At 67.8% G+C, this 23900-nt stretch carries 23 protein-coding genes and 1 pseudogene; 11 read left to right on the forward strand and 13 right to left on the reverse strand.

Going from position 1 to position 23900, the window contains the following annotated elements; translation table 11 throughout:
• Positions 1-28: 28 nt before the first annotated feature.
• Positions 29-415, reverse strand: coding sequence for a Cu(I)-responsive transcriptional regulator (gene cueR, locus EC839_RS21125; protein ID WP_007162594.1), 387 nt, complete (start codon positions 413-415; stop codon positions 29-31).
• Positions 412-2796 carry a heavy metal translocating P-type ATPase gene (locus EC839_RS21130; RefSeq protein WP_007162593.1) on the reverse strand — a complete coding sequence of 795 codons (2385 nt, stop codon included), beginning with the start codon at positions 2794-2796 and terminating at the stop codon, positions 412-414. The genes cueR and EC839_RS21130 overlap by 4 nt, the downstream gene beginning before the upstream one ends.
• 111 nt (positions 2797-2907) lie before the next feature.
• Here EC839_RS21130 and EC839_RS21135 point away from each other — a divergent pair, with 111 nt between their 5' ends.
• Positions 2908-3102 carry a heavy-metal-associated domain-containing protein gene (locus tag EC839_RS21135; RefSeq protein ID WP_007162592.1) on the forward strand — a complete coding sequence of 65 codons (195 nt, stop codon included), beginning with the start codon at positions 2908-2910 and terminating at the stop codon, positions 3100-3102.
• On the opposite strand, the gene EC839_RS21140 is transcribed toward EC839_RS21135, so the two are convergent.
• Positions 3084-3713, reverse strand: coding sequence for a TetR family transcriptional regulator (locus EC839_RS21140; protein ID WP_007162591.1), 630 nt, complete (start codon positions 3711-3713; stop codon positions 3084-3086). The two genes, EC839_RS21135 and EC839_RS21140, sit on opposite strands and share 19 nt — an antisense overlap.
• A gap of 112 nt (positions 3714-3825) precedes the next feature.
• Between EC839_RS21140 and EC839_RS21145 the strand changes: the two genes are divergently transcribed.
• The 3 genes from EC839_RS21145 to zapE all read left to right on the forward strand — a co-directional run bounded on the left by EC839_RS21145 (position 3826) and on the right by zapE (position 6584).
• Entirely contained in the window at positions 3826-4998 is a 1173-nt protein-coding gene (locus EC839_RS21145; protein WP_007162590.1) for a multidrug effflux MFS transporter, read from the forward strand.
• Positions 4999-5066: 68 nt separating this feature from the next.
• On the forward strand, positions 5067-5453 hold the full coding sequence (locus tag EC839_RS21150) for an MAPEG family protein (protein WP_007162589.1): 387 nt from the start codon (positions 5067-5069) through the stop codon (positions 5451-5453).
• Between the two features lie 81 nt (positions 5454-5534).
• Positions 5535-6584, forward strand: coding sequence for a cell division protein ZapE (gene zapE, locus EC839_RS21155; protein WP_132833151.1), 1050 nt, complete (start codon positions 5535-5537; stop codon positions 6582-6584).
• Here the strand turns inward: zapE and EC839_RS21160 are convergent.
• Positions 6581-7225, reverse strand: a complete 645-nt coding sequence (locus EC839_RS21160; protein ID WP_007162587.1) for a hypothetical protein — start codon at positions 7223-7225, stop codon at positions 6581-6583. The genes zapE and EC839_RS21160 overlap by 4 nt on opposite strands.
• Positions 7226-7378: 153 nt before the next feature.
• Between EC839_RS21160 and EC839_RS21165 the strand changes: the two genes are divergently transcribed.
• Positions 7379-8989 (forward strand): inorganic phosphate transporter, encoded by a 1611-nt coding sequence (locus EC839_RS21165; protein WP_007162586.1) that lies wholly within the window; start codon positions 7379-7381, stop codon positions 8987-8989.
• Here the strand turns inward: EC839_RS21165 and EC839_RS21170 are convergent.
• Positions 8957-9841 carry a LysR family transcriptional regulator gene (locus tag EC839_RS21170; protein WP_007162585.1) on the reverse strand — a complete coding sequence of 295 codons (885 nt, stop codon included), beginning with the start codon at positions 9839-9841 and terminating at the stop codon, positions 8957-8959. The genes EC839_RS21165 and EC839_RS21170 overlap by 33 nt on opposite strands.
• Positions 9842-9990: 149 nt before the next feature.
• On the opposite strand from EC839_RS21170, the gene EC839_RS21175 reads away from it, so the two are divergent.
• Complete coding sequence (locus EC839_RS21175; RefSeq protein ID WP_007162584.1) at positions 9991-10416, forward strand: VOC family protein; 426 nt, start codon at positions 9991-9993, stop codon at positions 10414-10416.
• A gap of 90 nt (positions 10417-10506) precedes the next feature.
• Positions 10507-11805 (forward strand): flavohemoglobin expression-modulating QEGLA motif protein, encoded by a 1299-nt coding sequence (locus tag EC839_RS21180; protein WP_007162583.1) that lies wholly within the window; start codon positions 10507-10509, stop codon positions 11803-11805.
• Positions 11806-11876: 71 nt separating this feature from the next.
• On the opposite strand, the gene EC839_RS21185 is transcribed toward EC839_RS21180, so the two are convergent.
• A complete protein-coding gene (locus tag EC839_RS21185; protein WP_007162582.1) occupies positions 11877-13805 on the reverse strand; it encodes an AAA family ATPase in 1929 nt (642 codons plus the stop codon).
• A 196-nt stretch (positions 13806-14001) separates the two neighbouring features.
• On the opposite strand from EC839_RS21185, the gene EC839_RS21190 reads away from it, so the two are divergent.
• Positions 14002-14775: an NAD-dependent deacylase gene (locus EC839_RS21190; RefSeq protein WP_007162581.1), complete on the forward strand. Its 774-nt coding sequence runs from the start codon at positions 14002-14004 to the stop codon at positions 14773-14775.
• A gap of 4 nt (positions 14776-14779) precedes the next feature.
• Here the strand turns inward: EC839_RS21190 and EC839_RS21195 are convergent, their stop codons facing one another.
• Positions 14780-15547 carry a hypothetical protein gene (locus tag EC839_RS21195; RefSeq protein ID WP_007162580.1) on the reverse strand — a complete coding sequence of 256 codons (768 nt, stop codon included), beginning with the start codon at positions 15545-15547 and terminating at the stop codon, positions 14780-14782.
• Between the two features lie 152 nt (positions 15548-15699).
• Here EC839_RS21195 and EC839_RS21200 point away from each other — a divergent pair, with 152 nt between their 5' ends.
• Positions 15700-15954 (forward strand): hypothetical protein, encoded by a 255-nt coding sequence (locus EC839_RS21200; RefSeq protein WP_007162579.1) that lies wholly within the window; start codon positions 15700-15702, stop codon positions 15952-15954.
• Between the two features lie 67 nt (positions 15955-16021).
• On the opposite strand, the gene EC839_RS21205 is transcribed toward EC839_RS21200, so the two are convergent.
• Both EC839_RS21205 and EC839_RS21210 read right to left on the reverse strand, forming a co-directional pair.
• Entirely contained in the window at positions 16022-16294 is a 273-nt protein-coding gene (locus tag EC839_RS21205) for a hypothetical protein (RefSeq protein ID WP_007162578.1), read from the reverse strand.
• A gap of 124 nt (positions 16295-16418) precedes the next feature.
• Complete coding sequence (locus tag EC839_RS21210) at positions 16419-17231, reverse strand: HDOD domain-containing protein (protein ID WP_202798650.1); 813 nt, start codon at positions 17229-17231, stop codon at positions 16419-16421.
• 341 nt (positions 17232-17572) lie between these two features.
• Between EC839_RS21210 and EC839_RS21215 the strand changes: the two genes are divergently transcribed.
• Positions 17573-18553, forward strand: a complete 981-nt coding sequence (locus EC839_RS21215) for a GGDEF domain-containing protein (RefSeq protein ID WP_132833152.1) — start codon at positions 17573-17575, stop codon at positions 18551-18553.
• Between the two features lie 66 nt (positions 18554-18619).
• Here the strand turns inward: EC839_RS21215 and EC839_RS24660 are convergent, their stop codons facing one another.
• Positions 18620-19006, reverse strand: coding sequence for a diguanylate cyclase (locus EC839_RS24660; protein WP_305955939.1), 387 nt, complete (start codon positions 19004-19006; stop codon positions 18620-18622).
• Positions 18969-20171 (reverse strand): annotated as a pseudogene (locus EC839_RS24800) (diguanylate cyclase domain-containing protein); the annotation flags it as partial. The gene EC839_RS24660 and the pseudogene EC839_RS24800, both read right to left, overlap by 38 nt.
• Positions 20172-20376: 205 nt before the next feature.
• Here EC839_RS24800 and EC839_RS21225 point away from each other — a divergent pair.
• Complete coding sequence (locus EC839_RS21225; protein WP_007162574.1) at positions 20377-20637, forward strand: hypothetical protein; 261 nt, start codon at positions 20377-20379, stop codon at positions 20635-20637.
• Positions 20638-20658: 21 nt separating this feature from the next.
• On the opposite strand, the gene EC839_RS21230 is transcribed toward EC839_RS21225, so the two are convergent.
• Entirely contained in the window at positions 20659-21729 is a 1071-nt protein-coding gene (locus EC839_RS21230; RefSeq protein WP_007162573.1) for an AbrB family transcriptional regulator, read from the reverse strand.
• Positions 21730-21859: 130 nt separating this feature from the next.
• Complete coding sequence (betT, locus tag EC839_RS21235) at positions 21860-23824, reverse strand: choline BCCT transporter BetT (protein WP_085982657.1); 1965 nt, start codon at positions 23822-23824, stop codon at positions 21860-21862.
• Positions 23825-23900 lie beyond the last annotated feature (76 nt).

Genomic DNA, 23900 nt, shown 5'->3' on the forward strand with positions numbered 1-23900 from the left:
TGGACCCCGCGAGGCGGCCGCGGTTGCGTCAGCCGCCGAGGGTATCGAGGATCGGACACTCGGGGCTGGCGTCGCCATGGCAGCAGGAGACCAGCTCGCCGAGGGTGCTGCGCAGGCGGGTCAGTTCGGCGATCTTCAGATCCAGCTCGGCGATGTGCCGCTTGGCCAGCGCCTTGACATCGGCACTGGCGCGTTGCCGGTCCTGCCAGAGGCTGAGCAGCTGGCGGATCTCTTCCAGACTGAAGCCCAGCTCCCGCGAGCGGCGGACGAAGGCCAGCACCCGCAGGTCTTCGGCGCCGTACTGGCGATAGCCGCTGTCGGTCCGTCCGGCGGGGGCCAGCAGGCCGATCCGCTCGTAGTAGCGCAGCATCTTGGCGGTGAGCCCGCTGGCCTTGGCGGCCTGACCGATGTTCATGAGGGGAGGTCTCCGGACGGGCGCCAGCGGCCGAGCAGCAGGGCATTGGCCAGGACACTGACGCTGGAAAAGGCCATGGCGGCACCGGCATAGACCGGGTCGAGCAGACCCAGGGCGGCCAGCGGCAGGCCGATGACATTGTAGACGAAGGCCCAGAACAGATTCTGGCGGATCTTGCGCTGGGTACGGCGGGCGATGTCCAGCGCCGCCACCACCTGGCGCGGATCCTCCTGCAAGAGGGTGATGCCGGCCGCGTGGCGCGCGGCAGCGGTGCCCGAGCCCATGGCGATGCCCAGTTCGGCGGCGGCCAGCGCCGGAGCGTCGTTGAGGCCGTCGCCGACCATGGCCACGCCGCCCCGGGTCGCCTGCAGCCGGGCCACCAGGGCCGCCTTGTCGGCGGGCAGCACCTCGGCCTCCCACTGGGTGATGCCCAGGGCCGCGGCCACCTGGCGGGCGCTGCCACGGTTGTCACCGGTCAGCAGCCAGCTGTCGATGCCGTCGCGGCGTAGCTGGGCGATGGCATCGACAGCACCCGGGCGCAGCGCATCGCCAAAGGCCAGCAGCCCCAGCACCCGCGGCTGGCTGCCGCTTTCCAGCAGCAAGGACAGGGTCAGCCCCTGGTCTTCCCAGGCGCGGGCGGCCTCGACCAGGGGGCCGGCGTCCAGCTGTCGTTCGGCCAGGAGCCGCGCATTGCCCAGCAGCAAGGCGCGACCCTGCCAGCTGCCCTGAAGGCCACGGCCGGGCAGGGCGCGGACGTCTTGGGCGGGTGGGGTGTCCAGGCCGCGGTCACGACAGGCCCGCAGCACCGCCGCGGCCAGGGGATGCTCGCTGCCGCGTTGCAGGCTGCCGGCCAGGCTCAGCAAGTCGGCTTCCTCGATGCCGGGGGCCGTGGCCAGCTGGCAGAGGCGCAGCTGGCCGGCGGTCAGGGTGCCGGTCTTGTCGAAGACCACGGTGGTGATGCCCTGGGCACGCTCCAGGGTCTCGGCGTCCTTGATCAGAATGCCGTGACGCGCCGCCACCCCGGTACCGGCCATGAGGGCGGCGGGGGTGGCCAGTCCCAGGGCACAGGGGCAGGCGATGACCAGCACCGCTACGGCCGCGAGCAGGCTGGGCTCCAAAGGGTGGCCGCTCAGCAGCCAGCCGAGCAGGGTGACCAGGGCCAGGCTCACCACCACCGGCACGAACACCCGGCTGATGCGATCCACCAGCTGCTGGATGGGCGCCTTGGTGGCCTGGGCGTCTTCCACCAGGCGGATGATGCCGGCCAGCACCGTCTCGCCACCCAGGGCGGTGACCTCGATCTGCAGATTGCCCTCGCCGTTGATGGCGCCCCCCACCACCTCGTCACCGGGGCCCTTGGCGACCGGGCGGCTTTCGCCGGTGAGCAGGGCTTCGTCCACCTGGCTTTCGCCCTGCAGGATGCGGCCGTCGGCGGGGATGCGCTCGCCGGGGCGCAGCTGCAGGCGGTCGCCCAGGCGCAGGCGATTCAGGGCGACCTCTTCTTCCTGGCCGGCCGCATCCAGGCGCCGGGCGCTTTCCGGGCGCAGGGCTTCCAGGGCGCGCAGGGCCGCGCCAGTGCGGCGCTTGGCGCGGGTCTCCAGGTATTTGCCCAGACGTACCAGGGCGATGACCATGGCCGCCGTCTCGAAATAGAGATGGGGGCTGTCCTTGACCAGCCAGAGATAGAGACTCAGGCCAAAGGCGGCGCTGGTGCCCAGGGCGACCAACACATCCATGTTGCCGCTGCGGGCGCGCAGGGCATGCCAGGCACCGCGATAGAAGCGCGCGCCGACGATGAACTGCACCGGCGTCGCCAGCAGGAATTGCAGCCAGGCGGGCGGCATCAGGTGCCAGCCGAAGGGCGCCAGCAGCATTGGCAGGATCAGCGGTGCGGTCAGCAGCAGCGCCAGGGTCAATTCGAGATGCTCCCAGGGCATCCCCTGACGCGCCGGGGCTGAACGCTCGTCTTCGGCGCGGCGATCCTGGGCGCCGTAGCCGGCGGCCTCCACCGCGGCGATCAGCGCCTGCGTCTCGACCGCGGCCAGGGTCTTCACCCGGGCTCTTTCGCTGGCCAGGTTGACCTCGGCGGCCAAGACCCCGGGTACCGCACGCAGGGCCTTTTCGATCCGTCCGGCGCAGTTGGCGCAGCTCATGCCGGACAGCGCCATGTCATGCTCGGCCTCGGCTACTCGGTAGCCGGCGGCGGTGACGGCTTCGGCCAGCGCCGGCGCCGCGTCGCCCGGTGCGCTGACGCGGGCCTTTTCGCTGGCCAGGTTGACGCCGGCCGCGCTGACCGCCGGGACCTTCTGCAGGGCGCGCTCGACCCGACCGGCGCAGGCCGCGCAGGTCATGCCGCTGATGGAGAGTTCGAATTCGTGCATGGGCACCTCCTGATAACAGTGTTGACCTTGACCTCGGGTCAAGGTCAACACTGGAACCCGGTCCTGGCGCTGGCGTCAGGAGAAAGAGGTCAAGACAGACAGGAGCAGACCATGCATGTCATCAAGGTGATCGGAATGAGTTGCGCCCACTGCGTGAGCGCCATCGAGGCCGCGGTCCTCAAGGTGGACAATCGCGCCCGGGTGGAGGTGGACCTGCAGGCGGGCGAGGTGCGCATCGACAGCGCCGAGATGGTTGCGCCCTTTCGCGCGGCCATCGAACAGGCGGGCTATACCGTCGGCGACTGAACCCAGTCGCGCACGATGGCGCGGAAGAAGGTGGTGAACACCTGATCGGCGGCCAGTAGCGGGGCGAAGGTCTGTTCGTCGCGCAGCAGGTCCGAGAGGGTGCCGAGAAACAGGCTGTGCAGCATCCGGCTGGCCAGCTGCGGCGTCACGCCCGGCTGCAGGCGATGCGCCTGGGCGGTGAAGAGGGCGTCGGTGATGCGGATGAACTGCCGCAGGAACTGCAGATCGCGTTCTTCGGCCTCGCGCAGCTCCTCGGTGAATTCGCAGCGGTGCAGCATGATGGTCATCACCCGGTGCTCCCGGCCGGGCTGGGTGAATTTCGTCATGCCTTCGATGCAAAGCTTGAACAGCCGTTGCAGGCTGTCTTCCTCGCCGTCGACGCGCAGGCGTTCGGTCAGTTCGTCGGCCGGGATCCTTATCTGGCTAAGCATTTCGTGGAACAGGTGGGCCTTGTTCTGGAAATGCCAGTACACTGCACCCCGGGTGACGCCGCATTCGCGGGCGATCATTTCCAAGCTGGTACGCGCCACGCCATTGGTCAGGAACAGGGCTTCCGCCGCATCGAGAATGGCTTGGCGGGTCTGTTCGGCTTCTTCTTTCGTACGACGCATGGGCGATCTGACTGGCAGTGGGTCTGCCACGCAGTCTAGCGCGCCTCGCCGCTTTTACAAACATGATTGTATGTAACTGCGTGACACTTCCGCTTCCATCGGATCAGGCTTCATGACCTTTCGCTTATTGTTGATTCTCGGGGCCCTCTCGGCCTTCGCTCCCTTCGCCATCGACATGTACCTGCCCAGCTTCCCGTCGCTGGCCCGGTCGTTCGCCACCGATATCGAACACGTACAGTTGAGTCTAGCGGTGTATTTCGCCGGTCTCGCCAGTGGCCAGCTGTTCTATGGTCCCCTGGCGGACCGCTTCGGCCGCCGCCTGCCGCTGCTGATCGGCATCAGCCTGTTCTGCCTGGCGTCGCTGGGCTGCGCCCTGGCGCCCAGCCTGCCCTGGCTGATCGCCGCGCGCTTCGTCCAGGCCTTGGGCGGCTGCGCCGGTATGGTGATCGCGCGGGCCGTGGTACGGGATCTCTGCGAGCCGATGGCCGCGGCGCGGGCCTTTTCGCAGATCATGCTGGTGACCGGTATCGCGCCCATCATCGCGCCCTTCGCCGGCAGTCTGCTGCTCAGCACCTTTGGCTGGCAGGCGATCTTCGTCAGCCTGGCGCTGTTCGCCGCCGCCTGTGGCACCGCGGTGGCGCTGTGGCTGCCCGAATCCCTGCCGGCGCACCATCCGCGGCCGCCGCTGCGGGGAGCCCTGCGCAACTACCTGCGGCTGCTGCGCGATCGCACCTTCATCGGCCACACCCTGACCGGCGGCATCGCCATGGCGGGGATGTTCGCCTACATCTCCGGTTCGCCCTTCGTGCTGATCGAACTCTATGGCGTCGCGCCCGAGCACTACGGCTGGGTATTCGGCCTCAACGCCGCCGGCTTCATCCTGCTCGGGCAGCTCAATGCCCGCCTAGTGGTCCGCCAGGGGCCGGCCTTCTGGCTGCGCCGCGCGGTGGTGGCCTATGCCGCGGCGGGACTGGTGCTGCTGCTGGTGGGCGCCTTCCAGCCCAAGGCGCTGCCGGTGCTGATGATCCCGCTGTTCTGCGCCATCGCCCTGCTCGGCGGCATCGTGCCCAACGCCTCGGCCTGCGCCCTGGCCGGGCAGGGCGCCAACGCCGGCAGTGCCTCGGCGCTGATGGGCAGTCTGCAGTTCATCCTCGCGGCGCTGGCCTCCAGCAGCGTGGGCGCGCTGCACAATGGCACCGTGGTGCCCATGTGCGCGGTGCTGGCGCTCTGCGCGGTGGCGACCGCGCTCATGGCGCGCTGGACCCACAGCCGCACGCCTGCCTGAAGCGGAGTGGATTTTTCCCGGTCGGGCGGGTCAGATAGGCGAACCCTCACACTTCCAGGGACGCCGACATGACCTTCGCCTACTGGTGCATCTTCCTCGTCTACCTCGTGCCCTATGGCGCGGCCTACTACGCCAAGTTCAAGGGCAGCGGCTTCACGCCCGAGGACAACCGGGATCCGCGCAGCTTTCTCGGCAAGCTGGAAGGGGCCCGGGCCCGGGCCAATGCCGCCCAGCAGAACGCCTTCGAGATCAATCCGCTGTTCGCCGCCGCGGTGATCGTCGCCCACGTCACCGGTGGCGCCGAGCAGGGCACCATCAACTTCTGGGCCTTTCTCTTCCTGCTCAGCCGTATCGCCTATACCTGGCTGTATATCCGTGATCATGCCACCCGCCGCTCGCTGGTCTGGGCCGGCGGCATGTTCTGCTGCCTCTGCCTGTTCATCGCCGCGGCCTGAGTGCACCGTCGCTGCCGGTCTTGACCGGCAGCGACGGCTGTAGCTTCATTAGCGCCCTATCTTTCTCGGCTGGACGCCTGCATGACGTCTCCTTCGCCCGCCCAGCAGGTGCTGGGGCATTTCGCCGAGCTCGCCCAGAGCCGTGGCTACACCCTGGATGCCGCGGAACAGGCCGCCATCGACCGTTTCGCCCAGCTCGCCGACGAGCTCCTGCGCCCACGGCTGTTCCGCCGCCAGGCGCCACGCAGTCTCTATCTCTGGGGCCCGGTAGGCCGTGGCAAGAGCTTTCTGCTCGACGGCTTCTTCGCCGCCCTGCCATTCGCCGAGAAGCGCCGGGTGCACTTCCATGCTTTCTTTCGCGAACTGCACGAGCGGATGTTCCGTCAACCGCCGGGTGGCGATGCCCTGGCGGCCAGCCTGGACGAGCTACTGGAAGGTTGCCGACTGCTCTGCTTCGATGAATTCCATGTGCACGACATCGGCGATGCCATGCTCATCACCCGGCTGTTCAAGGCCTTGTTCAGCCGCGGCGTGGTGCTGATCACCACCTCCAACTATCCGCCCGAGGGGTTGCTGCCCAATCCGCTCTACCACGAGCGCTTCCTGCCGGCGATCCGGCTGATCGAGACGCGCATGGATATCCTCTCGGTAGCCGGTCCCCAGGACTATCGCGGCGCCAGTCCCGCCGAGCCCGATCCCTTCGGCGTCGGCGCCTATCTCTGGCCGGGCACCCCGGCGCAGCGCCAGACGCTGGGGTTGCCGCCGCTGGCGCACACTAGAATCGAGGTGCCGGTGGGGCATCGCAGCCTGCCTGCCGTCAGCGCTGCGGATGGCCTGCTGCACTTCAGCTTCGCCGATCTCTGCGAAGGCCCCACCGCGGTCCTCGACTACCTGACCCTGAGCGAAACCTGGCAGCGCTGGCTGCTGGACGCCGTGCCGCCGCTGCGCGACGCCAGCCCTGCCGCTCGGCAGCGGTTCATCAATCTGGTGGATGTGCTTTACGACCGTCGCCTGGCGCTGTTCCTGGTCAGCGCCGCGCCTCTCGACGAAACCCTGGCCGACAGCGACATCGCCGACATGTCGCGGACGCGCAGTCGCCTCTCCCAGCTGCGGCAAATCGGACCGGACTAGCGCTCGGCCTTCAGCTTCGCACCTTCCAGGTGCCAGCGGCGCTGCTCGGCCGAGGCGCCGTCGACGTCGTTGACCCGACGTAGTTGATAGCGGCCGCTGAAGGTCTGGCGGGTGCCGTCGACCAGGCGCGCCCTGACCGTCACCGGGACGCTGACATGGCTCGAACCGGCCGCCCCCTCGACCGGGCCCGGTTGGCCGAGGGTCACCTGCACGCTGCGGGTCCTGGCATAGCCCTGGCGGAATTTCTCGTAGCTGTTGCCGGGCTGGCCGTCCAGGCCCCACTGCTGCCAGGCGGTGCCGTAGTCCCGGGCGTTCAGTGCCTGGTAGTACCGCTGGACCACGGCGGCCGCCGCCTCGGCGCTGCTGGGCAGCGGACCGCAACCCGGCTCCCTGGCCGCTTCGCCATCGCCGAACAGGGCGCAGCTGCGGGCGATCTCGTCCTGCATCAGGGCGCAGCTGTTGGCGGCGTTGCACGGCGGATGGGTGGCGGGGGAGAGCGCCCGGCAGCGGGTGGCCAGGGCCTGGGCTGGCTGTCGCCCGATTTCCTGGGCGCAGCTGCGCGGTGAAGGCTCCGCGGCGGCCAGGGCGCCAGAGGCAAGGGACAGCAGCAGGGCAGGGCAGAGCAGCCAGCGCGGGGGCATCGACGCGATCCTCGGGCAAAGCCCAAGCCTAGCAGGCCGGGTCTCTGTTGAAAAAAAGCCCGCGGCGGTCATCCGTCGTCTGGCCACCTGGCTGACGTAAAAACGTCATGCAGGCGGCGCAGGGTGGGTGGATCCCGTGTCGGAGTTCGCCCCATGCCTTCGTCCAGTCCAGCCGCTTCCCTGTCGTCGCTGTCCCATCCCCTGCACAGTTCACGCAAACCCGGTCCGCTGCGGATCGTGCTGTTCATCGTGCTGCTGCTGACCGGTCTGGCGGTGACCCTCGGCGGTATCCACAACGACGTCAGCGACACCCAGTCCCCGCCCACTACCTGGCTGCCCTTCGCTGGCCTCGCGCTGGCGCTGGTGATCGCCCTCGGCTTCGAGTTCGTCAACGGCTTCCACGACACCGCCAACGCCGTGGCCACGGTGATCTACACCCACTCGTTGCCGCCCAATGCGGCGGTGCTCTGGTCCGGCTTCTGCAACTTCCTCGGGGTACTGTTCTCCAGTGGCGCGGTGGCCTTCAGCGTCATCGCCCTGTTGCCGGTGGACCTGGTGGTGGAGATGGGCGCGGGCAAGGGCTTCGCCATGATCTTCGCCCTGCTGATCGCCGCCATCATCTGGAACCTCGGCACCTGGTGGCTGGGCTTGCCGGCGTCCTCGTCCCATACCCTGATCGGCTCCATCATCGGTGTCGGCCTGATGCACGCCTGGCTGGGCGGCCTGGATGGCAGCAGCGGCGTGGACTGGGGCCAGGTGGCCAAGGTCGGCTATGCGCTGCTGTTCTCACCGCTGATCGGCTTCGTCTGCGCGGCGCTGCTGCTGGTGCTGCTCAAGCGGATCGTGCGCGACCAGACGCTCTACCAGGAGCCGAAAAGCGCCGAGCCGCCGCCGCCGTGGATCCGCGGCCTGCTGATCCTGACCTGCACCGGGGTGTCCTTCGCCCATGGCTCCAACGACGGCCAGAAGGGCATGGGGCTGATCATGCTGATCCTGGTGGGCGCCCTGCCGACCGCCTATGCGCTCAATCGAGCCGTGCCCGCCACCGCGACGCCGGCCTTCGCCGCCGTCGCCGAGGTCACCGCCAGCGGGCTGCGCCAGGCGGCGCCCCAGGCCGCGCCGGCCGATCCCCATGGGGTGCTGCTGGAATTCGTGCGCAAGCGGCAGAGCAATCCCCAGGTGGTACCGGCGCTCGCGGCCATCACCGACGACATCGCCCGCGAGGTACGCCAGTACGGCGCCCTCAACAACGTCCCGGCGCAGAGCATGCCCAACGTGCGCAACGCCATGTATCTGGCTTCGGAATCCATCCGCCTGCTGGAAAAGGAGCACCTGCCGGGGCTGGCGCCCAAGGCGCAGGAGGATCTCCGGGAATTCAAGCGGCAGATCGACCAGGCCACCCGTTTCATCCCGCTGTGGGTCAAGGTGGCGGTGGCCATCGCCCTGGGCCTGGGCACCCTGGTCGGCTGGCGGCGCATCGTCGTCACGGTCGGCGAGCGTATCGGCAAGACCCACCTGACCTATGCCCAGGGCGCCTCGGCGGAGCTGGTGGCCATGGGCACCATCGGCGCGGCGGACGCCTTCGGCCTGCCGGTCTCCACCACCCATGTGCTCTCGTCCGGGGTGGCCGGGACCATGGCGGCCAACGGTTCCGGACTGCAGTGGGCGACGGTGCGCAATCTGCTGCTGGCCTGGGTGCTCACCCTGCCGGTGGCCATGGCGCTGTCCGCTTCATTCTACTGGCTGCTGGTGCAGCTGTTCTGACACGGCTTCGGTCAGGCAGCGGCGAAACAGTGCGACGGCTGGCAGGTCACGCCCCGCGTGGCGGGCGATGACCTGCAATTCACGGTGGAAGGTAAGGGCGCCCAGGGACAGCCGGCGCACCCGCGGATGCTCCAGCCAGAGGCCGGCGCAGGGCACCAGAGCCACGCCCAGGCCGTGCTCGACCATCTTGACGATGGCATCGAGTTCATCGAGTTCGAGCACCTGGCGCACTGCCAGGCGCTGCTCGCGCAGAAAGGCGCTGACCCGCCGGCCGCCAAAGGAGTGGCGGTCGTAGCGGATGAAGGGCTGGGTCTCCAGCAGCAGGCGCGGATCGTCGCCGGGGAGGTCCGGCGGGGCGATGAGCACGAAGGGTTCCTGCAGCAGGGTGGTGGCGTGCAGTTCCTTGGGCAGTTCGAAGGGCGGGCGGATGAGGATGGCCAGATCCAGTTCGCCGGCATCCACCTGGCTGAGCAGGGCCAGCGAGACGCCGGGCACCAGCCGCGGCTCCAGGCGCGGCGCCTGCTGGCGCAGGCGCACCAGGGTGCCGGGCAGCAGGCCGGTCTGGACGCTGGCGATGGCGCCGATGCGCAACTCGCCCTGGATCTCCTCGCCGGCGCCGGCCATGCGCGCATAGGTGGCGAGCATTTCCTCGGCCAGCGGCAGGGCGCGACGCCCGGCGGCATTGAGCAGGGCGCTACGGCCATTGCGGTCGAACAGCTGCACGCCCAGGTGCTGCTCCAGGTTGCGCATCTGGGCGCTCACCGCCGAGGGCGTCAGGCCCACGTGCAGCCCGGCCGCGGCAAAGCTTCCATGGCGGGCCACGGCGAGCAGGGTCTTGAATTCGCGAAGCATGGGAGTGGCCTGCAGTCTGGGGCGGTCACTGTAGCGAGCCTGGCTGCCGAGCAACAAAATTTTTGTCGCTCGGAGGCAGGAAAATGCGCTTCATGCACAGGAAAACCTGGGGTGAGAATGGCTGCATCCCCCTCAACAGGATTTCCCCCATGGCCCTGTCGCCCTTTCACCTCGCCATTCCCGTCTACGACCTGGCCGCCGCCCGGCATTTCTACGGCGACGTCTTCGGCCTCGCCGAGGGTCGCTCCAGCGACCACTGGGTCGACTTCGACTTCTATGGCCACCAGCTGGTGATCCACGAGCACCCCAAGACCGCCTCCCAGGAAGACGCCCATACCAACGCCGTGGACGGCCACAATGTGCCGGTACCGCACTTCGGCATCGTGCTGGGCTGGGACGAATGGGAAGCCCTGGCCGACCGTCTGCGGGCACGTGAGACGCAGTTCGTCATCGAGCCCTATATCCGCTTCCAGGGCCAGGTCGGCGAGCAGGCCACCATGTTTCTCTTCGACCCCTGCGGCAATGCCCTGGAGTTCAAGGCCTTCAAGGACATGAGCCAGCTGTTCGCCAAATAGGGCGACTCGGCAGGTCGGATGTCGCGCAACCTAGGCAAAAGACGCGGCAGCGGCCATCCTTGAAGCCTTGCCCGTCGCCCGGTTGCCGTCATGAATGCCCGCCAGCCCTTTCTCGATCCCTATCACCAGACCATTCGCCAGCTGTCCGATCGCATCGTCGCGGCCCAGGCGCCGATCCGCATCCTCGATGCGGTGAAGTGGGACGACGGGGTGCGCCAGGGCTTCCTGGAGGGCAAGGGCAAGCGCCTGCCGGCGGTGGATCGCGCCTTCTACGAGGGGCGCCCGCTGGGTTTCGACGGCGATGCGCTCAAGGGCGAATTCCAGAGCATCGAGCGCGAGGTCACCCGCCAGCTCGGCCAGTTCAATCCGGTCGGCCAGATCATGAGGCGCATGTGCCGCGAATACCGCATGGTGATCCGCATGCTGCAGGCGCGCGGCACCCCGGACTTCGGCCTGATCTCCCAGGAGCTCTATGGCGCGGCCTCGGATGCCTTCCACGCCGGCGATCCGACCCTGGCCGACCTGGGCATGATGATGTCCAGCTACCTCGACAACATCGCCCATCGCGGCGCCCTGGAAGACGAACCCAAGACCCTGACCGCCAAGGACGCCGTGCCCATCCTGCAGGCGCGGCTCAACCGGGTGTTCGGCGAGACGGAAGGCACCATCCGGGTGTTCGAGTCCGACGGCATCGTCGCCGATGCCGCGGCCGGCGCCGACTACATCAAGGTGCGCGCCGACGCCCTGTTCAACGAGCGTGACGTCCGCGCCCTGGAGGTCCATGAAGGCCTGGTGCACGTCGGCACCACCCTCAATGGCCAGAACCAGCCGATCTGCACCTTTCTGGCCAAGGGCCCGCCGTCGTCCACCGTAACCCAGGAAGGCCTGGCGATCCTCATGGAGGTGATCGCCTTCGCCTCCTATCCGACCCGGCTGCGCAAGCTGACCAATCGCACCCGCGCCATCCACCTGGCCGAGGACGGCGCCGATTTCCTCGAGGTCTTCCGCTTCTTCCAGGAGCAGGGCTACGACCTGGAATCGGGCTACCAGAACGCCAGCCGGGTGTTTCGCGGCTCGACGCCGACGGGGCTGCCCTTCACCAAGGACCTGTCCTATCTGAAGGGCTTCATCCTGATCTACAACTACATCCAGCTGGCGGTGCGCAAGGGCAAGCTGGAGCAGATCCCGCTGCTGTTCTGCGGCAAGACCACCCTGGAAGACATGCGCATCCTGCGTCAGCTGGTGGACGAAGGCGTGGTGGTACCGCCCAAGTACCTGCCGGCGCAATTCCAGGACCTCAACGCCCTGGCGGCCTGGATGTGCTTCTCCAACTTCCTCAACCACCTGAGTCTGGATCGGATCGAGGCGGACTACGCCAATATCCTCTGAGCGCCTATCCAGGCGCTGACATGAAAAGCCCCGGCGGACCGGGGCTTTTTCGTTTCAAGGCGTCGCGGGTATCACTCGCCCTTGAAGGCGGCCGCGATGCTGCGTTCGCCGTCACCCGCGCGCGGGTCGGTCGAACGCTCCGGCACGAAGGCCAGGGCGCGATTGAGGGCGCCGCAGGCTTCCAGGCCGCTGGCGCGGGCGATGGCTTCGGCCACGGCGCTGCCGGGGATGGTCTCGTCGCGCAGCAGCTGGTCGGTGATGTCGTCCAGCGCCGGCTTGAGCTCGGTGATCAGCGCCAGGCAGCGATGATCCAGGCTGTGCAGCAGCTGATCGGCGGCGGCGATGCTGGGCGCGGCGTCGAATTCGATACCGGCATCGCGCAGGGCCTGCAGGCTGAGCAGCGAGCCGCTCGGACCCATGCCCAGCGAGGCGACCATGGACAGCGCCAGCTTGGAGGCTTCCTGCAGATCCTGGGCGGCACCCGAGGAGACCTCGTTGAAATACAGCTGCTCGGCGCAACGACCGGCCAGCAGCATCTGGATGCGGCCTTCGAGTTCCGACTTCAGGTGCAGGCGCTTGTCTTCGGTGGGGGTGATCAGGGTCACGCCCAGGGCCTGGCCACGCGGCAGCAGGGTGACCTTTTCCACCCGACCGACATTGAGCACCGCGGCGACCAGGGCATGACCGGCTTCGTGCACGGCGATGCGGGTTCGCTCGGCCGAACCCAGCGGGGTGACGCCGACCGGTTGCTCGCCGATGCGGCAGGTCTCGATGGCCTCGACGAAGTGGGCCATGGTCACGGCGCTGGCGTTCTCGCGAGCGGCCAGCAGGGCGGCGTGGTTGCTGATGTAGGCGATGGCCGCCGGGGTCAGGCCCACGGTGCCGCGGGAGAGGGCGGCCAGATCCAGTTCGCCCTGGCAGGGCAGTTTGCCGGCATAGAGTTCGAACAGCGCGCGGCGGTCTTCCAGACTCGGCAGCGGCACGGCGATGGTGCGGTCGAAGCGACCTTCGCGGCGCAGCGCCGGATCCAGCGAATCGGCGAAGTTGGTGGCACCCAGCACCAGCACGCCGCTGGTGCCGTCGAAGCCGTCCAGCTCGGTGAGGAACTGGTTGATGATGCGGTTGGCCTCGGCATCGCTGGAGCGCGACTGCTCGGCGCGGCGGCCGATGCCGTCGATCTCGTCGATGAAGATGATGCAGGGCGCCTTCTTGCGCGCGGTGCGGAACAGCGACTTGACCTTCTGGATGCCGACCCCGAAGAACATCGAGGAGAAGTCGCTGCCGGTCACCTGGATGAAGTGGGCGTTGCACTCGGTGGCCAGGGCTTTGGCCAGCTGGGTCTTGCCGGTGCCGGGTTCGCCGGTCAGCAGCACACCCTTGGGCGGACGGGCACCCAGGGCGGCGAAGGCCTTGGGATTGCGCAGGCAGGTGGTGACGTCTTCCAGCGCCCGCTTGGCTTCGGCGGCGCCGACCACGTCCTTGAAGGAGATGCCGGTGCCCTTGCGGTGCAGCTTGAAGGGGCTGGCGAAACGCAGCGCCAGGGGCACGGCGAGCAGCAGCAGGAGCAGATAGCCCGGCAGGTTGATCAGCAGGGCGTCCAGCCAGGGATGGCGCTGCCCGGATTCGCTCCAAGTGGCCACTGGGAACAGCGGCTCGGCCTGGGTGGCGTAGTCGGCCAGCAGGCGATCGGCGATGCGGCCGCCGTTGTCGGCCACGGCGTAGTGTTCGCCGCGGGTGGTGTCTATGTAGAGGGTGTGATCCCCGATCACAGCGCCGCTGATGGCCTGGGCGCGCAGATCGGCCAGCAGCACGGAGAGGTCACGTGGCTGCCCGGTCCAGTGTTCGGGCGCCTGCTGCACGCTGGCGAGCATGGCGGTGGCGGTCGGGGCCGGCGTGGCGGGCTTGAGCCACAGCCAGCTGGCCAGGCCGAGGACGGTGACGAGGGCCAGAGCGCCGGCGATGAGCAGGCGCGGATACTTGGAAACGACGGACTTCTTCATTCACATACCGTTAGGGTCGGAGCGACATCGGACGCGGACTCCCGGATCATCGGCCTGTGGCGAAAAGGGTGAACCTCAGTTCCCCGGAAAACGATGAGTGGACTCACCATCCGTCGAGTAGCGTCACACTTCTGGCCTTTTTCGCGGTCCGCAAGACCCTGTTGTTTTGCCGCAGATGTCAGGAGTGAACGCATCCATGCCCGATCCCATCGATTGTCGAAGCGGTCTCGCCGCATTGCCGGCGGTGTTGCTCGACCGCCTGCGCCAGGCCGACGAGGTGCTGGTCCTGACCGGTGCCGGCGTGTCGGCGGAAAGCGGCATCGCCACCTTTCGCGAAGCCCTGACCGGGCTCTGGGCGCGCTTCGACCCGGCGCAACTGGCCACCGCCAAGGCCTTTATCGAGGATCCGGTGCGGGTCTGGAGCTGGTACGAGGGGCGCCGCGCCCAGGTGCTGGCGGCCCAGCCCAACCCGGCCCACCGCGCCCTGGCGCAGTGGGGCGACAGGCACGGCCGCTTGCACCTGGTTACCCAGAATGTCGACGACCTGCATGAGCGCGCGGGCAGTCGCGCGGTGATCCATCTGCACGGCAGCCTGCACGCGCCGCGCTGCTTCGAGTGCGCGCGACCGCTGACGGCGCCGGCGTTGCCGGAAGCGGCGGAGCAGCTCGTGGCGCCGCCGCGCTGTCCCGCCTGCGGCGGCCTGGCCCGGCCGGGCGTGGTCTGGTTCGGCGAGTCGCTACCGGAAGAGGCCCTGGCCAGCGCCTGGGCCCTGGCCGAGCGTTGCGACCTCTGCCTGGTGGTCGGCACCTCCGGCCTGGTGCAGCCGGCGGCCAGTCTGCCAGGGGTGGCGCGCCAGCAGGGCGCCACGGTGGTCCGCATCGATCCGCAGCCGGCGGTGGACTTCAGCCATGACTGGCAACTGCTGGGCGCGGCCGGGGTGATCCTGCCGGCGCTGCTGGAGCGCCTCTAGACCCTCAGTGCAGCGCCTGGCCACCGGTCCCCAGGGCATCCAGGGTGCGCTTGAGGGCGGTGTAGGCCTGGCGCTGGTCATCGTCTTCGGTCAGCAGGCCGTCGAACAGGGTGGCGACCAGCGCCGGATCCTGGGCGACGAAGCGATCGATGAGAACGTCGTTCTCCTGGCGCCCGGCGGTGATCAGCAGCACGGCGAGCTGGGCGACATAGCGCGCCGCCAGTGGATAGGCCTTGAGAAAGACCTTGAAGGGGGCATCGGCCAGCCCGGGGGCGAAGCCCTTGGCCAGGCCTTGCTGGGCGGCGGCGATGGCCTGGCGGACGGCGTCCTGCCAGTTGCCGGCGGTCACGGCACCCGCCGGCAGGGCGCGGCGCATCTGGCCGAGCAGGCTGTTGAGAAAGATACGGCGATTGGCCTGGTAGTCGTCATCGGTGTCGAGCAATTCGCGGCGAATGCGGGTCAGCACGCGGTCGTCCTCGGCATCGGCGGTCACCGCCTGCTTGAAGGCCAGGGTCAGTTCGCGATCCAGCAGACCGGGCTTGCGGCCTTCCAGTTCGGCCTGCAGCAGCGGACCGCTGGAATCGGCGAAGAAGAAGCGCTCGGCGTGGGGCGCCAGGCGTTCGCGCAGGCGCGGCCAGAGCTCCGCCGCGAACAGTTGCTCGGCCGTGCCGCCGGAAACGATGACGCGGTGCTGCGGCGCCTCGGCCAGATAGTCGAACAGCGCGGGGGTATCGAGCGCGGTGCGATCGACGATGAGGTAACGGTGCTTCACGGCAACTCCTGAACGCGGCGGCCGCACCTGTCGAGGTACGGCGGGGATGGCCATTAGTCTATAGGAAGGTGGGAACGCTTGGCCCGGCCTTTGGCCTAACCAGCAGGGTGCAGCCCGCGACACCCTTCCTTTCGCGGCCGGAGGACACCAAGATGCGCAAGACCCCGCTGATCCTTGCCCTGAGCGCTGCCCTGGCCCTGGTGGCCGGTCCCAGCCTGGCCGCCAGCAACAACAACGACGCCGGGGTGACCGGCAACGGCATCGGCGCGCCGGGCAGCTCCAACACCAGCAACAGGGACAGCGCGGACGACACCTCCAGCGCCACGCCCTCGACCCAGAAGAAGGTCGACAAGACCCCGGCCACCAAGGCCCAGGGCAGTCAGCAGAAGCGCGTGCTCAACGATTGAGGGTCAAGCAAAAGGCGCCTCTCGGGGCGCCTTTGGGCTGGTTGGCATTTGACCGCAGGAAGCGGCTTCAGGATGCGCGGGTGTAGCGTACCTGCCAGTCGAGTCGCTCATGGGTCGCCCGCTCGATGCGGGCGCGACTGTCGCAGATGAAGGCTTCCAGCAGGGAGTTGTCCAGCAGATCGACCCGGGCGATGCGGCGTTGCAGGAGCGCCGTGCCGTTGGGCGCATAGACCTCGACGTTGAAGGTCGCCGGATCCTGGGCGGTCATGGCGCACAGCATCGGTTGAAAAGCGCCCTTGATAATGGTGTTCGCATCCGTGAACTTCAGCGGCTCGGCCATCGCAATCACTCCTGTCAGCTATAACGCTTCGACCGATTCTTGCGGTACCCGTTCGACTTTTGCCATGACCGGCTGGCAGATTTGTGATCCAGGCGGTGGCGCTGGCCCGGCAAGGGACGGCCGGTCAGTTGATCAGGGTACCAAAGGCCTTGTCCGCCTCTATGACCTCGGGCAGCTCGCTCAGCAGCAGCTCCAGATCCACGCCTTCCAGCAGGGGATTGGCCAGGGCCGCCTTGGCCTGGTCGTTGATGCCGCCATGACGACGCAGGACAAAGGAAACCAGTCGGGCCTGGGCGACCATGCGCGCCTGGGTGGAATCCTCCGGCGCATCCTGGGGGTGCAACTGGTAGGCGATGGCATGCTGGATCACCACCGGCAGCTGCCAGCGACGGGCCAGCTCGGCGCCCACCTCCGGATAGCCGAAGCCGATGGCCTGGTCGGTGGGCACCGGGGCGCGCTGCTCGGCGTCGATGCGCACGGCGATATCGGGCGCCGCCGTCCTGATCAGCAGCTCGCCGATGCTGTGCAGCATGCCGCAGGTGAAGGCGGTCTCGGCATCGGCACCGGCCTGGCGGGCGAGGACGCGGCAGATGCTGGCCACGTCGAAGCTGTGCTGCCAGAAATCCCGCGGATCGAAGCTGGGGTTGTGGCGGAAGGCGGCGGTCACCGCCGAAGCCAGGACCAGGGTGCGCAGGGCATCGAAGCCCAGGCGGATGGCCGCGCCTTCGATGCTGGTCGAGGGGCGCACGCCGCGAAAGCGCACCGAGTTGGCCAGGCGCAGGACCTTGGCGGAAAGCACCGGATCCAGCGCCAGATTGCGGGCGACGTCTTCGATGCTGCTGTCGGGATCGTCGAACTGCTGGATCAGCTCCTGAGCCACCTTGGGAATGCTGGGAAGGGTATGCAGGTGATCGAACAGAGCATCGATTTCCATGATGGCGCCTGGTTGGTTCTTTACCGATGGTGGGAGCTGATGAGTCGTCGAAAGCATGAACGACGGCCTGGGCACTGCCAAGCCTAGTCGAAGATCCACGAGCGAAGAGCTTAGCGGGCCGGGCGAGGCGGTTTGCAGGGCGAGCTGACCGGTGGCGTCATTTCGCCGCCGTCCGTTTGCCTGGTTCGCGTGCGACCGTGGTCCTATGCGGTCTTGTCCAAGGCGAAGCGATGATCAGACGTCTATTGTCTTTCTTGAGTCCGCTTTCCGCCGACGACGGGCCACGAATGGGATAGCATCAAGTGATATCAGTTGGCCACTAAACTTGGCGTTCGAGTTGTGCAATGACTTACCAGACTCACATTCGCCAGATGCTGCAACTACCCAATGTGCTGGCGCAGAGCACCGGCATCCTGGGCTGGTTGATCAGCGTGCTGATCAATCCCTTCCTGACCGCCGGGGTGCCGGCCTGGGGCTGGCTGGCCTTCGCCGGCATGATCGGCTCCTGCCTGGCCATGACCACCGCCCGGCGCTTTGCCGTCTGGCGCCTGTTCGCCCTGGTGTTCGTGCTGTTCGAGGCCCTGGCCTTCCGCTTCCAGATCCTGGGCATGGGCGAGGCCGGCTATGCCTGGATGATCCCCATGGCCATCGTCATCATCCTCGGCTCGACCATTCTGTTTTCCCATGTGCTCGACTACGGCATCGCGGCCGGCGCGGTCTGGCTGCTGCTGTTCTATGGCGAACTGGACAACATCACCGCAGCGGCCCTGCCGCTGTTCTGGGTGATGCTGGGGGCCAGCCTGGCACTGGGGCTGCTGCTCAATGCCACCTTCGTACGCATCGTCGCCAGCACCCTGGAACTCAAGGAACGCTATCGGCTGCAGGCGGAAACCGATGCCCTCACCGGGATCAGCAACCGCAGGGCGCTGATGCTGGACATGGAGCAGGTCTGCCGGGATGGCTCGCCATCCTGGTATTTCGTCATGCTCGACATCGATGACTTCAAGCGGATCAATGACAGATTCGGCCACGACGTGGGGGACCAGGTACTCAAGGAGATGGCTGGTATCCTGATAAAGCACTTTCCGGATGGACGCTTCGGGCGCCTGGGCGGCGAGGAGTTCGGTGTGCTGCTCAAGCCCGAGGACGAGCGCCAGCTGGCGCAGCGGCTGCAGGCGCTGCTGGACGATATCCGCAGCAACACCCGCACCGGCAGCTGTTTTTCCTTCAGTGCCGGGGTGGCGCGCCTCGCCCCGGGCTATCAGCCCTCGGATCTGCTCAAGCAGGCCGATGGCGAGCTCTATCAGGCCAAGCGCGCCGGCTAGGACCGGGTGCACCACCGCGGCGGCATGATCTGCGGTTGAAGGGGGCTAGCCGGCACCCAGTGGGCTCTAGCTGACGTCCGCCTCCGGCGGCGGATGGGAGCGATTGCGGCCCAGGTGCTTCGCCCGGTAGAGCGCGGCATCGGCGCTGGCCAGCAGGTCGGCGGGCTGGGGTGGCGGGGTCTGCCCGGGCGGCTGCACGGCGATGCCGAGACTGACGGTGATGCGGCCGAAGGGACTGGTGGCATGGGTCACTTCCAGCACCTGCAGGCGTTCCTGCACCGTGGCGGCCACGCGCTGGGCGCCGTGCTCGTCGCAGTTGGGCAGCAGCAGGACCATCTCCTCGCCGCCATAGCGCGCCGCCATAGCGCGCCGCCAGGTCGCCCGGGCGCCGCGCCGCCGAGGCCACCACGCCGGCCACCGCCTGCAGGCAGCGATCCCCCGCCGGATGGCCATAGTGGTCGTTGTAGGCCTTGAAATGATCGATGTCGATCATCAGCAGGCTGAGCGGCTGGCCATTGCGCTGCGCGCGCGCCAGCTCCACCGGCAGCAGGTTGTCGAACTGGCGGCGATTGCCCAGCCCGGTGAGGCTGTCCTTGAGGGTCAGCAGGTGCAGCTCGTCGTGGGCCTGGCGCAGGGCTGCCGCGCTGCGCTCCCCGGCGCGGATCTCGCGGAGTAGCCGAAAGCCGAAGACCAGCATGCCGAGGATGATCAGGCCGACCACCGTCACCGATCTCAGCATGTCCTGGCGCCAGCCGGCGAGGATGTCGCGCCGGGAGATACCGGCCAGGGCCACCAGCGGATAGCCCTCCAGGTGCTGGAAGGCATAGAGGCGCTCCTGGCCATCGAGCATGGCGCGCACCAGGGCGGTACCGTTGGGCGCCTGGTTCACGTACTGGCGAAACAGGTCGCCAGTGGCCAGCGGGGTGCCGACGTGCTCGGGCACATAGGGACGGCGGACCATCAGGGTGCCGTCGTCCAGCGCCAGGGTGATGGCGCCCCGGGCATCCAGCTTGAAGCGCTCGTAGTAGTCGACGAAATACTGCAGGCGGATGGTGGCGAGCAGGACGCCGGCAAAGCGCCCGTCGCGGTCTTCCAGGCGCCGCGACACCGGGATGATCAGCTCGTGGGTGCTGCGGCTCTCGATCACCGCGCCGACGTGCAGCACATCGGCCGGATGCTGCCGGTGAAACTGGAAATATTCGCGATCGGCATTGTTGGCCCGCGGCGGCTCGCTGCTCTTGTCGGTCACCCGCCATTCGCCGTCGCGATCGTAGACGAACAACCCGTGCAGTTGCGGCAGGAGGGCGGCCTGGCGCGCCAGCAGGCGATGCACCCGCAGGCGGTCCAGTTGCTCGAAGGGTTGATCCTCCAGGCGATCGCGAATGCTGACCAGCAGCGAATCGGCTTCCTTGATGGCGTCATCGGCGTGCTGGGCGGCGGCCACAGCGATGTTGCCGACGTCACTGCGGGCACTGGCGAAGGCATTCTGGTAGTTGCGCCACACCTGCCAGGATTCCAGTGCCAGGATCACCGCAACGGCGCAGACCAGCAGCCACAACGCCCGGCGCTGGGTGGCCGGATTGCGCGGTGGAGGGGGGGTGTCGTCGGCGTCGACCATGGCGGGGCTGTTTCCTCGTCCTCGGTGTGCAGGAGACCGCGAGTCGACCGATTCACGCCACCGCACAGGGATAAAAGTCAGACAAGTCTACAGTTTCGTCGGAATCTTGCAGAGCGCGCGAATCCCTGCGCCATCGCCGTGGTCACTAGCGATACAGCCGTCTCCGGGACGGCGCCCCGTTACTGCCCCGACCAGGAGGTCACAGATGTCGCAGATCGCCGAACAGATCGTCGAAGACGCCATGCAGCGCATCGAGGAAAACGAGTCGCAGCATGCCGCCGATCCCGTGCGCAATTTCTCCCTGACCCTGACCGATCCCGCGGAGATCCGGGTCGGCGCTGAGATCTACTTTCTCTTCGAACAGCGCCTCAAGGGGTTCTACCCGGATGCCCGGGTCGTGGTGCGCGGCCATGCCGCCGAAGGCTACAACATCACCGCCCAGGTCGAGCGCCGCCGCTCGGCCTGAGTGCCAGGCCCGCACCTCGGGTCAGGTGCGGGCCAGCTTGACCAGCTGCCGGGCCAGTAGCGGCCCGGTCAGCACCACCCCGATCAGCCGCAAGGCCTGCATGGCCAGTACCAGGCCGACATCGGCGTGGGCATCCACCGCGATGATGGCCATGGAATCCAGTCCGCCCGGACTGGTCGCCAGGTAGGCGGTGAGAAAGTCCACGTGCATCAGCCGCGCCATCAGCAGCGCCGACAGGGCGCAGAGCGCAATCAGCAGCAGCGAGGCGAAGATCATCTTGGGCAGGGCGCGCCAGACATAGGCGACCGTGGCCCGATCGAATCTCAGGCCCACATAGCAGCCCATGGCGCCATAGGCCGCCGCCAGCAGCAGATGGGGCAGGGTGATGTCCAGCCAGCCATTGATTTGCAGCAGGGTACCCAGGGCGATGGGCAGCAGCAGGGCGCCGGCGGGAAACAGCCGACCGCCCAGCCAGCTGCCGGCCAGGGCCACCGCCAGGGTCAGCGCCAGATTGACGGCGAAGTGGCCGTCCAGGCTGAACACGGTGGCCTGATGGCCGGTGCCGCTGCCTTCGGCGCCCAGTAACCGGCCGACCAGCGCACTGATCAGCACCACGCAGACGACCCGCACATATTGCATAGTTGCGACGATGCGTGGATCTGCGCCGTATTCCTCGGCCATGGCCACCATGGCGGCCGCCGCGCCAGGCGTGGTGCCCCAGGCAGCGGTGCTGCCCGGCAGGCCACCGAAGCGCACCAGCAGGGCACCGGTGAGCAGGCTTAGCAACACGGTCAGGGCGGTGGCCAGCAGCATCACCGGCCAGTGCTCGGCGACGGTGAGCAGCACCGCGGCGGTCATGGCATGGGCGATCAGGCAGCCCACCACGCCCTGGCCGGTCTGGAACAGCCGGCGCGGCAGGCGGATGGTGGCGCCGCCGACGCCAAAGGCGATGGCCACCAGCATGGGACCGAGAAAGAGGGCCGCGGGCACCTGCAGCCAGCTGAGTCCGCCGCCGACCAGGGCGGAGCAGAGGATCAGGGCTAGCCATTGCACCAGGGGCGGATAGGGCGAGGGGACAGAGGGGGTGGACAAAGCGGTCTCCGGACGGCGGGGAGCCGGCGCGGCGTACCGACCCCGGGGCCGGCTCAAGGCCGGCCCTGGAGGCGATTATACGACCTTTGCAGCTTTCAATGGCCTTTCAGTCGCTGAAAAAACCGCCCTGTCAGCGCACCAGATGCAGGAACTGCAGGTGGCGCTCGTACTGGTCGAGCATGTCGTTGAGGATCTGCTCGCGGTTGTAGCCCACCAGGTCATAGTCCTGGCTGCCCTCGGTCAGGTGCACCTCGGCGCGGTAGTAGCGCCGATTCTTCAGGTGCAGGCCGCCGATGCCGGCGCGGGCGAAGGAGGGCGTGAAATAGCCCTGCATGATCACCTGGTAGATGAAGGGGTGCTCTTCGCCGTGGCCGATGGTCAACTGCAGATTGGCGTTGGTGGAATCGAACTGGGTCTCCACCACCAGGCCCTTCTCCCGCGAGACCTCGACCATTTCTTCCATGGCCGGGCGCACGGTGCTGTCCATGAAGCGATAGACCTCGTCCCGCGAGGGGAAGTACACCGCTTGGGACAGCCGCTGGCGCCAGCCGCCATGCCGGGCCTTGCCGTTGGTCGCCACCGGCGCGAGGGAGTGCAGCCGCGCCCGCTGGCGCTGGGACTCCAGGTGCAGCGCCTTGTGCAGGCCCCACATCATCAGCAAAACCACCACCGAGAAGGGCAGCGAGGTCAGCACCACCGCCGACTTCAGGGCATCCATGCTGCCGGCGAACAGCAGGCCGCCGGTGACCACGGCCACGGCCGCGCCCCAGAACACCCGCAGCCACTTGGGACCGTCTTCGTCGGCCTCGCCGCCCTTGGACGACAGGGTCGAGAGCACCACGGTGCCGGAGTCGGCCGAGGTAACGAAGAAGACGAAGCTCACCAGCACGGCGACGCTGATCACCACGCGGCTGGCCGGATAGGTCTCCAGCACCTGGTAGAAGGCCATGGCCGGATCGGTGAGGGCGGTCTGCGCCAGGCCGGTCATGCCCTGGCCAAGGACCAGTTCCAGGGCGCTGTTGCCGAAGATCGACAGCCAGGCCAGGGTGAAGCCCAGCGGGATGAACAGCACGCCAAAGACGAATTCACGGATGGTGCGGCCGCGCGAGATGCGCGCGATGAACAGCCCGACGAAGGGCGCCCAGGCGATCCACCAGGCCCAGTAGAACACCGTCCAGCCGCCCAGCCAGTCGGAGGGCTCGTCATAGGCATAGAGGTCGAAGCTCTTGCCCGGCAAGGCCGAGAGGTAGTCGCCGATGTTCTGGATCAGGGTATTGAGCAGGTGCTGGGTCGGCCCGGCGAACAGCACGAACAGCAGCAGGGCGACGGCCAGCACCATGTTGATGTCGGACATGATGCGCACGCCCTTGTCGACGCCGGACACGGCGACGGCGATGGCCGCGCCCATCATCAGCACGATGAGGATCAGTTGCACCCAGTGGCTGTGGCTGATGCCGAACAGGTAGTCTAGCCCGGCATTGAGGTGCAGCACGCCGAAACCGAGGTCGGCGCCCAGGCCGAAGATGGTGGCGATGATGCCGAAGGCGTCCACGGCGTGGCCGATGGGCCCGTTGATGCGCTTGCCGATCAGCGGATAGAGCGCCGAGCGCAGGGCCAGCGGCAGATTGTGGCGGTAGGCGAAGTAGGCCAGGGCCATGGCCACCAGGGCGAACACCCCCCAGCCGTGCAGGCCCCAGTGCAGGAAGAGGATCTGCATGGCCTGGCGCGCGGCTGCCGGATTGCCCCCTTCGCCGGCCGGCGGCTGGGCGAAGTGGGTCAGGGGTTCGGAGACGCAAAAGAAGAACAGGGTGATGCTGATGCCGGCGGCGAACAGCATGCCGGCCCAGGACAGGTAGCTGAATTCGGGTTGGTCGTGGTCGGCACCGAGCTTGATCTTGCCGTAGCCGGACAGCGCGGTGACCACCACGAACACCAGATAGAGCGACATGGCCAGCAGGTAGTACCAGCCGACCGTATTGGCGGCCCAGGTCTGCGCCTGCAGCAACCAGGCGCCGGCCTGCTCTGGACGGCCGATGACGGCCAGGGAAAACAGCAGAATCACCGCGGCCGCGCAGTAGAAGGCGGGGGGATTCAGTTTTACGGTGCCGGATGAGGGCGTCGCACTCATGAGGACTCCTTGCGCACTGTCAAAGGGAAGAATGCTTTTTTAA

The sequence above is a fragment of the Pseudomonas sp. JUb52 genome, from assembly GCF_004341115.1.
Lineage (GTDB): Bacteria > Pseudomonadota > Gammaproteobacteria > Pseudomonadales > Pseudomonadaceae > Chryseomonas > Chryseomonas oryzihabitans.